Annotated in this window: 10 protein-coding genes; 4 read left to right on the top strand and 6 right to left on the bottom strand. The window is 61.4% G+C overall.

Going from position 1 to position 8777, the window contains the following annotated elements; translation table 11 throughout:
* The coding region (locus FEV51_RS11355; protein WP_171033105.1) for an IS3 family transposase at positions 1-260 on the top strand (260 nt) is incomplete at its 5' end.
* A gap of 26 nt (positions 261-286) precedes the next feature.
* Here FEV51_RS11355 and FEV51_RS11350 read toward each other — a convergent pair.
* From FEV51_RS11350 to lptB, 6 genes are all read right to left on the bottom strand, one after another.
* Positions 287-550, bottom strand: coding sequence for an Arm DNA-binding domain-containing protein (locus tag FEV51_RS11350; protein WP_246034544.1), 264 nt, complete (start codon positions 548-550; stop codon positions 287-289).
* Between the two features lie 126 nt (positions 551-676).
* Positions 677-1378, bottom strand: coding sequence for a tRNA (guanine(46)-N(7))-methyltransferase TrmB (gene trmB, locus FEV51_RS11345; RefSeq protein ID WP_138619005.1), 702 nt, complete (start codon positions 1376-1378; stop codon positions 677-679).
* Positions 1379-1396: 18 nt separating this feature from the next.
* Entirely contained in the window at positions 1397-2161 is a 765-nt protein-coding gene (locus FEV51_RS11340) for a sulfite exporter TauE/SafE family protein (protein ID WP_138619003.1), read from the bottom strand.
* 145 nt (positions 2162-2306) lie between these two features.
* Positions 2307-3002, bottom strand: coding sequence for a response regulator transcription factor CtrA (ctrA, locus tag FEV51_RS11335; protein ID WP_138619001.1), 696 nt, complete (start codon positions 3000-3002; stop codon positions 2307-2309).
* Between the two features lie 150 nt (positions 3003-3152).
* On the bottom strand, positions 3153-4604 hold the full coding sequence (gene rpoN / locus FEV51_RS11330; RefSeq protein ID WP_138618999.1) for an RNA polymerase factor sigma-54: 1452 nt from the start codon (positions 4602-4604) through the stop codon (positions 3153-3155).
* A gap of 41 nt (positions 4605-4645) precedes the next feature.
* Positions 4646-5431 carry an LPS export ABC transporter ATP-binding protein gene (gene lptB, locus FEV51_RS11325; protein ID WP_138618997.1) on the bottom strand — a complete coding sequence of 262 codons (786 nt, stop codon included), beginning with the start codon at positions 5429-5431 and terminating at the stop codon, positions 4646-4648.
* A 188-nt stretch (positions 5432-5619) separates the two neighbouring features.
* Here lptB and FEV51_RS11320 point away from each other — a divergent pair, with 188 nt between their 5' ends.
* From FEV51_RS11320 to FEV51_RS11310, 3 genes are read left to right on the top strand one after another with little or no spacing between them, the layout of a single operon-like run.
* Positions 5620-6000 carry a hypothetical protein gene (locus FEV51_RS11320; protein WP_138618995.1) on the top strand — a complete coding sequence of 127 codons (381 nt, stop codon included), beginning with the start codon at positions 5620-5622 and terminating at the stop codon, positions 5998-6000.
* 41 nt (positions 6001-6041) lie between these two features.
* A complete protein-coding gene (locus FEV51_RS11315; RefSeq protein WP_138618993.1) occupies positions 6042-7388 on the top strand; it encodes a TldD/PmbA family protein in 1347 nt (448 codons plus the stop codon).
* Positions 7385-8776: a mechanosensitive ion channel family protein gene (locus FEV51_RS11310; RefSeq protein WP_246034543.1), complete on the top strand. Its 1392-nt coding sequence runs from the start codon at positions 7385-7387 to the stop codon at positions 8774-8776. Before FEV51_RS11315 ends, FEV51_RS11310 begins: the two co-directional genes overlap by 4 nt.
* Position 8777: the final 1 nt, after the last annotated feature.

The following is an 8777-nucleotide window of genomic DNA, read 5'->3' as shown; positions in this document are numbered from 1 at the left end:
CCTACGATTATCAAAAGATGCTGCAGGCTTACGGCCTGCGGCCATCGATGAGCGGCAAGGGTAATTGCTATGATAACGCCTCTGTCGAGACATTCTTCAAAAGCCTGAAGGCGGAACTAATCTGGCGGCAGAGCTGGCCAACACGGCGACAAGCCGAGGCCGCCATCTTCCAGTACATCAACGGGTTCTACAATACCCGCCGCCGCCATTCATATCTGGGCGGCATCAGCCCGCTCGCATTCGAAGCCAAAGTGGCATAATGAGATCAGTGACCGGCACAAAACCGTTACAAGTCCACAATTAGCAACTGAAGGCGCTCTGCTTCCGCTCTCGCTGTCGTCGGTGTCCACGGAGATCCGTGTGGGCCGATTGTGTAGCGTCTTGTTCGCGCTTCACGACCGCCCATTCGGAACTGCAGCACATAGGATATCGAGCCAGCTGGAGTGATTTTCGCACCGAATCCTTTGAGATCTGTATCCCAAAGGAGCCGGCTCGCGCTGCTCGGCTCGAGCGCATCTATCGATTTTTTCGTGATTTTTCCTGTTGCCATCCGAAACCTCGTGTCCCTTTTCTGGCAATCACCGGGCAATCACGCAAGCGGAAAAAGGGGCGAAATGGAGGCAATTCTGGCGTAGGGTGAATCTGCTAAGTACATTGTTTACAACGATTTCGTACTTTAGCGTCGTCTGAATCGAAAGTACCACACTTCGTGGTTGAACACGGTGCGGGCCTTGGTTTCGTAGCGGGTCTCTGGCCAGCCTGAGGGGCGGTTTTCCCAGTCGGTGCGGCTCTCCACCACCCATTCGAACACGTCAATGAAGCGCTTCATGACCATCAAAGAGTGTCTCAGATACACCGGGTGATCGGTGCCGAAGCGGAACTCGCCGCCGGGTTTCAGCTTGTCGGCGATCATCCGTACCGGGCCGTCATTCATCATCCGCCGCTTGGCGTGTTTGTTCTTGGGCCAGGGATCGGGATGCAGCAGATAGGCCATGCTCAGCGCGCCATCTGGGATGCGGGTCAGCACTTCCAGCGCATCACCGTGCTGGATACGGATATTGGCCAACTTCTGCTCGTTGATATGCACCAGCGCCTGCGCCACGCCATTTACATAAGGCTCGGCCCCGATGAAACCGTGATCGGGCAGCAAATCGGCGCGGTATGCCATATGCTCGCCGCCGCCAAAGCCGATTTCGAAATGCAGCGGGCGATCGTCACCAAACAGCCGTTCGGCAGTGACCGGCCCGGTGTCGGGAGTGGCGATCCGGGGCAGCAGAGTATCGACCAGAGATTGCTGATGCGCGCGCAGCGGTTTGCCGATCGACCGGCCGTAAAGCCGGTTGAGAGTGGTCGGGTCGCCTTCCTTGAATGCCGTCATGCGCCGCGCCCTAGCGGCTTAGCCCCAGGCTTTCCAGATGCCGTATGCGCTGGTGATGCTCAGCACCACGCCGACCATGATCAGCATGACCTTGGGACTGATCCGCTTGGCAACGATGGCGCCGAAAGGGGCGGCGGCAATTCCGCCGATGATCAGGCCCAGCGTCGGCCCGGCGATATGCGAAATGCCCATGTGTAAGGCGAAGGATGCCGAGATCGTGACAGTCAGGAAAAATTCGACCGAATTGACCGTCCCCACCACCTTGCGGGGTTCTGCGCCCTGGATCAGCAGGTTTGATGTGACGACCGGCCCCCAACCGCCGCCGCCCGCCGCATCAAGGAAGCCGCCAACCAGCCCCAGCGGTGCAACATGCTTGGCCTCGCGCAGTTTGGGCGGGAACAGCAATCCGCGCACCAGCAGCCACACCCCGATGGCGGCCAAATAGATCAGCACGAACGGCTTGATTGTATCGCCATCGATAGAGGTCAGGATATAAGTGCCGATCAACCCGCCGATCACACCGGGGATCAGCAGGCGGAAGAACAGCCTTTTGTCGATATTACCATGGATCAGATGGCTGATCCCGGACGTGGCCGTGGTGAAGCATTCGACGATGTGCACCCGCTGCGAAGCCAGTGCCGGCGGCACGCCAAGCAGGCCGACCATCAATGTGTTGGTGATCACGCCAAAGGCCATGCCCAGCGCGCCATCGACCATTTGCGCGGCGAAACCAATCAGGATGAAGGGCACAATCGCCCACAGATCGATACCAAACAATTCCATCCAGCACCGGTCCCTGTCCGATTTGTGATGGCGACGATTACAGTGGTTTGTGAGTGCAAGCGATATGAAAATGTGCAGGGCGCAAAATAAAACGCCCAGAGCTTTCACTCCGGGCGTTTCTCTCGCTGTCCAAGCGTATCGGGTATCAGGCGGCTTCGGCCTCTTCGTTCGGGTCGCGCAGTACATAGCCGCGGCCCCAGACGGTTTCGATGTAGTTTTCACCGCCGCAGGCATGGCTCAATTTCTTGCGCAGCTTGCAGATGAAGACATCGATAATCTTGAGTTCGGGTTCGTCCATGCCGCCATACAGGTGGTTGAGGAACATTTCCTTGGTCAGCGTGGTGCCCTTGCGGAGCGAAAGCAGCTCCAGCATCGCGTATTCCTTGCCGGTCAGATGGACGCGGGCGCCATCGACTTCGACGGTTTTCGCATCGAGGTTCACGGCCAGCTTGCCAGTACGGATGATCGACTGGCTGTGGCCCTTCGAACGGCGCACCACGGCATGAATGCGGGCGACCAGTTCCTCGCGGTGGAACGGCTTGGTCACGTAATCATCGGCGCCAAAGCCGAAGCTGCGGACCTTTGAATCCATTTCGGCAATGCCCGACAGGATCAGCACTGGCGTCTGCACCTTGGCGACGCGCAGTTTCTTGAGCACGTCATAACCGTGCATGTCGGGCAGGTTCAGGTCGAGCAGGATGATATCGTAATCATACAGCTTGCCCAGATCGAGGCCTTCTTCGCCCAGATCGGTCGAATAAACATTGAAGCCTTCGGTGGTGAGCATCAGCTCGATCGCCTTGGCGGTGGTCGGTTCGTCTTCGATCAGCAGTACGCGCATGGGAAATCCCCCGATTGGTCCCCTGGTGCCTGGCGGTGTCGCCCTGGCAACTGGTGTAGCCCCTTATTAACCACACAAGGTCTGAAGGGAAAAGGTTAACATGGCGTAAATCGTGTTAACTTTTTGTCGCAGAGGCGCGGAAAAGCCCCCTCACAAGTTACGCATGCGTTTTTCTCGGCGACGCTGGGCGCTCGATCCGAGCCCGATCGCCTCACGATATTTTGCGACTGTGCGGCGCGCCAGATCAAAGCCTTCGGCCGCCAGCAAATCGACCAGCGCCTGATCGGACAGCACTTTTTTGGCATCCTCGCCATCGCAATGCGCCTTGATCCGCGCCTTGATCGCTTCGGAGGATGCGCCTTCGCCATCCGCCGCGCCCACGCCGCTGGAGAAGAAATACTTCAATTCGAATGTGCCGCGCGGGCAGGCGAGATATTTGTTGCTGGTGACGCGGCTGACTGTGCTTTCGTGCATCTCGATCCCCTCGGCCACCTCGCGCAGCGTCAGCGGCCGCATGGCGGACACCCCTTCGCGCAGGAAGCCTTCCTGCCGTTTGACGATTTCGGCGGCGGTTTTCAGAATCGTTTTCTGCCGCTGGTCCAGCGCGCGGATCAGCCAGTCCGCCTCGCCCAGCTGTTCATTGAGCCAGGCCTTGGTGGCTTTGTCATGCGCGCCAGCTTTCAGTTCGACGTAATATTCGCGGTTGACCACCAGCCGCGGCAGGCTGGCCTCGTTCAGCCTGATATCCCAGCCGCCGCTACGGCCTTCGGTGATCAGCACATCGGGCACCACCGCCGACTCGCCGCAGCCGCCATAGCGGCACCCGGGCTTGGGATCGAACTGGCGCAATTCGGCGAGCATATCGGCAAAATCTTCGTCATCGACATCGCACATCCGTTTCAGCCGGGTCACATCGCCCGCCGCCACCAGATCGAGATTGTCGATCAGCCGCGCCATGCACGGATCATAACGGTCGGCCTCTTTGGCTTGCAGCGCGAGGCATTCGGACAGGCTGCGCGCGCCAACTCCTGTGGGATCGAAAGTCTGGATCAGCGTCAGCGCCCGTTCGGTTTCGGCCAGTGGCACGCCCAGATCATGAGCAATGGCGCGCAGATCGCCGATGAAATAGCCGGCCTCGTCAATGTCGCCGACGATGCGCGCCGCCACGATGGCTTCACGCGAATCGCGGGCTGCCGGTCCGATCTGCTCGGACAGATGCTCTGCCAGGGTTGGTTCTTCGGCTGCGCGGTTTTCCAGATCGGGCAGTTCGCCGCCGCTGCCACCTGCTGATGCCGCCTGGCTCCAGTCGCCCAGATCGCCCGGTGCGGCTTCGGGATCAAGCGCGGAAGCATCGACATCCAGCGCCCCCTCGCCGCCGAAATCGGGGCTGCTGTCATGTTCACCGGGTTCGGGGGGTGTGTCTGCGCCGGCTTCGCGCCGGACCTCGCCCATATCCAGCAGCGGATTGGCTTCCAGCGCATCGGCGATAAAGGTTTCAATTTCGAGGTTCGAGAGTGCCAGCAGCTTGATGGCCTGCTGCAGCTGCGCCGTCATAACCAGCGATTGTGATTGCCTGAGGTCTAACCTCGGACCCAGCGCCATCGGTCAGCTCCGCGCGTGCGCCGCTGTCGCCGCACCGCCGGTCACAGCGTGAACCCTTCACCCAGATAGAGCCGCTTGACGTTCTCGTCCGCAACCAGCGCTTGCGGTGTTCCGGCGAACAGAACCTGACCGCCGTAGATGATGCAGGCGCGGTCGACGATTTCCAGGGTTTCGCGCACATTATGATCGGTAATCAGCACGCCGATGCCGCGCGTTTTCAGATCGCGCACCAGCTCGCGGATATCGCTGATCGACAGCGGATCGATACCGGCAAAAGGTTCATCGAGCAGCATGATCGAAGGCTTCGCCGCCAGTGCGCGGGCAATCTCGCAGCGCCGCCGTTCACCGCCCGACAGTGCCATTGCTGGGCTGGTGCGCAGCCGCTGGAGGCCGAACTCGTCCAGCAGGCGGTCCAGCTCGGCGGCGCGTGTCTGAGCATCAGGCTCGACCATTTCGAGCACGCAATTGATATTCTGCTCTACCGTCATACCGCGAAAAATGCTGGTTTCCTGCGGTAGATAACCTAGCCCCAGGATCGCACGGCGATACATCGGCAGCTTGGTCACATCCTCGCCATCCATCAGGATGCGTCCCGAATCGGGGCGAACCAGACCCATGATCGAATAGAAACACGTGGTCTTGCCCGCGCCGTTGGGGCCGAGCAGGCCAAGCACTTCGCCCTTGCCAACCGTCAGCGAGATATCGGTCAGCACGCTGCGCTTGTCATAGCTCTTGGCAATCGAGATCACTTCGAGCCCGCCCTGCGGGATCGGCGGTGCCGCATCGTGCACTTCGTCTGTCATTGCGGCGGGATCGATATCGGCCATGCTGTGCGGGCCATAGCATGAAGGCGGGCGGTGAAAACCCCGATGCAGCGGGTTTTCGATAAACTGGCAAGATTCGTGCATGGACTGCATCCGCGCCTGCCCAGCATCGGGGACGGGAAGCGGGTTAGCTTGCCAGCACCGCGCGATTCTGGAACAATGCGACTCGAGTGGGAAAAAGGGGAAAGCGCGTGGGCAAGGCGCTCGAGGATAATCCATCGGTGACCGAGGAAGAGCACGGCTCACACCTCGACTGGCGCAAACGGATGAGCGACAATGTCGCCTTCGCGTTGATCGTTTACACCGGCCTGCAAATTTTCGTGACCGTGGGCGCGCTCAAACAGGGGTTCTCCTCGCTTTTCCCTTATATCGCGCTGATCATTCTGGTGGCTGCGATTATTCCCGCCTGTCGCTGGTTCGAACGCCGCTGGCTGCCGATGTCCGATGAAGCTGCCAGTGACGAAAGCTATCGCGGTGCATTTCGCCGGGACCAGCTGATGCTGTGGCTGCTGGCTATTGGTCTGCCATTTGTGCTGACCGCACTGCTCAAGACACTGTTTGCAGCAGCCTGATACGATTGCGTCACGGCGGTGCACGCCCTAACGCAGACCCCATGATCGATACACAGACCGCGCTGGGCCGCTGCCAGGATTTGCTCGACATTGCCAAGCGCTTCGGGGCCGACCGCGCCGATGCGATGGCGCGCGCCAGTTCTTCCGAAAGCGTCGGTGTTCGGCTGGGAGCGCTAGAGGATGTCGAGCGGTCCGAGAGCGAGGAGGTGGCGCTGCGCGTTTTCGTGGGACAGCGCACCGCATCCATCGTCACCAGCGATTTTTCGCCGGAAAGCTTCGCCGCGCTGGCCGAACGTGCGGTGGAAATGGCGCGGCTGGCACCGGAAGACCCCTATGTCGGCTTTGCTCCTGAAGATCAGCTGTTTACCGGCGATATGCCCGATCTGGAGCTTGGCGACACCGCCGAGCCGACCCCTGCACATCTGCGCGAAGCGGCGCTGGCCATCGAGGATGCGGGCCGCGCGGTGGCAGGCGTCAGCAATTCCAATGGCGGCAATGCCGTATTCTCACGCTCGGTCGCGGCGCTGGCGACCTCGCACGGTTTTGCACGCGGTTACGCAGGCAGCGCGCATTCGCGATCAGCCGCCATGATTGCAGGCGAGGGCGGGTCGATGCAGACGGATTATGCTCACCGCACTGCCCGCTATGCCGAGGATTTGCCCGATGCCGCCGAGATCGGCCGCGAGGCGGGGGAGCGGACTGTCGCCAGGCTCAATCCCGGCTCGCTGCCCAGCGGCAAGATGCCCCTGGTGTTCGATCCGCGCATTGGCAACGGCCTGATTGGCCATTTGCTGGGCGCGATGAATGGCGGCGCGATTGCCCGCAAGTCGAGCTTTCTGCTGGGCCGCGAAAATGACGCGCTGTTCGATAGTGCGCTGCGGCTGGAAGAAGACCCGCTGCGCCCGCGCGGTCAACGCTCGCGCCCGTTCGATGGCGAAGGTGTGACCTGCACCCCGCGCGCGCTGGTGGAAAATGGCCGGATTTTCGGGTGGATGACCAATGTCGCCTCGGCCCGCCAGCTTGATCTGGCGCTGACCGGACACGCCTCGCGCGGGGGAGGCGGGGCGCCCGGCGTTGGCGCCAGCAACGTGCATCTGATGGCCGGCACGGTCGATCCGGAGGCGCTGATGGCGGATATCGCGGATGGCCTTTATGTCTCGGGGGTGTTTGGTCAGGGCGTCAATCTGGTGACCGGCGATTACAGCCGCGGCGCGCATGGCTTTCGCATTCGCAATGGCCAATTGGCAGAGCCGGTGGCCGAAATCACGATAGCGGGGAATTTGATCGATATGTTTGCAGCGATGATCCCGGCCAATGATCTGGAATTCCACCATGCGGTCAATGTCCCCAGCTTGCGGATCGACGGCATGACGGTGGCGGGCGAATGATGCGCTGGCTGGCCGCACTGCTGCTGCTGATCGGCCTCGCCGCCCCGGCGGCAGCGATCCTGCCGTCCGCACCTGCGGAAACCGCCGAGCCAGTGAGCGAACCGGCACCTACGATAGCCGACACACAGGACGAAGGTGCTGATAACCGGATCGCCGAACGGATCAGGGGCATTTTCAGCGAGCTACCCGCATTCGAGGCGGTGCAAATCCAGTCAAACCAGGGCGTTGTGACGCTGTCGGGCACCGTGCCCAAACAGGACGATATCGACCGCGCTGAGGCGATTGCCGGACGCGTTACTGGTGTTGTGACAGTGGAGAATACGCTTGAACGCGACGTCTCCCTATCAGCCGAGGGGACCGGCTTTTCCGGCCTTGCTGACCGCTGGAGCGAATTTGTCCGGCTGTTACCGCTGGTCGCTGCCGCGCTGGCGGTGTGGGCGGCGATTTCTGCGCTTGGCTATCTGCTCGCCGGATTTGGTGCGCTGTGGCAGCGGATCGCGCCAAACAGCTTTCTGGCCACACTGATCGCCAGCGCGATCCGTTTCGTGTTCGTGGTCGGCGGTCTGGTGGTAGCGCTCGACATGATCGGCGCGACCGCTTTGCTGGGCGCTGTCCTGGGCGGTGCCGGCGTGGTCGGGATCGCGCTGGGTTTTGCCATGCGGGACACGATCGAAAACTATGTCGCCTCGCTGATGCTCAGCCTGCGCCAGCCGTTCCGCGCCAATGACTGGGTGCTGATCGATGATCTGGAAGGACGGGTTATCCGCCTGACCAGCCGCGCAACGGTGCTGATGACGCTGGATGGCAACCACCTGCGGGTTCCCAATGCGCAGGTCTTCAAGGCGGTCATCACCAATTTCACCCGCAATCCGCAGCGGCGCTTCGAATTCGATCTTGGTGTCGATGCCGATGACGATGCCAGCGCGGCAAGCAGGTTGGGGCGCGAAACGCTGGCGGCGCTGCCGTTTGTCCTGGATGATCCCGCGCCCGAGGCCCGGATTATCGAGGTGGGCGATTCCAATGTGGTCATCCGCTTCCTTGGCTGGATTGACCAGTGCGAAACCGATTGGTGGAAATCGCAAAGCCGCGCGATCCCGTCAGTCAAGGAGGCGCTGGAAGCCGCCGGGTTTGGCCTGCCCGAACCGATCTATCGCCTGCGGTTCGATTCGCGTTCTGCCAGCGTGCCGTTCGAAACCGTTGGCGAAGCGCGGGCCGAACGCGGCCGTGCTGAAACCCGCCAGACCCTCGCCCGCCAGGCCGAATCGCCCAAGACGCATGACGATGTCGCCCCGCAGGACGAGATCGGCGGCATGGTGGAAGCAGAGCGCAGGCGCGGCGGCAGCGAGCAGGATATGGACCTGCTCGACGATGGCCGCCCGGTCGAGTGAG

This window comes from Qipengyuania marisflavi, from assembly GCF_005884405.1.
Classification (GTDB): domain Bacteria; phylum Pseudomonadota; class Alphaproteobacteria; order Sphingomonadales; family Sphingomonadaceae; genus Qipengyuania; species Qipengyuania marisflavi.
This window is presented reverse-complemented; position numbering and strand designations above follow the sequence as displayed.

Coding starts and splice junctions, on each gene's coding strand:
- FEV51_RS11315 (WP_138618993.1), top strand. CDS start 6,042: ATGATCGATACACAGACCGCGCTGGGCCGCTGCCAGGATTTGCTCGAC.
- FEV51_RS11310 (WP_246034543.1), top strand. CDS start 7,385: ATGATGCGCTGGCTGGCCGCACTGCTGCTGCTGATCGGCCTCGCCGCC.
- FEV51_RS11350 (WP_246034544.1), bottom strand. CDS start 550: ATGGCAACAGGAAAAATCACGAAAAAATCGATAGATGCGCTCGAGCCG.
- trmB (WP_138619005.1), bottom strand. CDS start 1,378: ATGACGGCATTCAAGGAAGGCGACCCGACCACTCTCAACCGGCTTTAC.
- lptB (WP_138618997.1), bottom strand. CDS start 5,431: ATGGCCGATATCGATCCCGCCGCAATGACAGACGAAGTGCACGATGCG.
- FEV51_RS11340 (WP_138619003.1), bottom strand. CDS start 2,161: ATGGAATTGTTTGGTATCGATCTGTGGGCGATTGTGCCCTTCATCCTG.
- rpoN (WP_138618999.1), bottom strand. CDS start 4,604: ATGGCGCTGGGTCCGAGGTTAGACCTCAGGCAATCACAATCGCTGGTT.
- ctrA (WP_138619001.1), bottom strand. CDS start 3,002: ATGCGCGTACTGCTGATCGAAGACGAACCGACCACCGCCAAGGCGATC.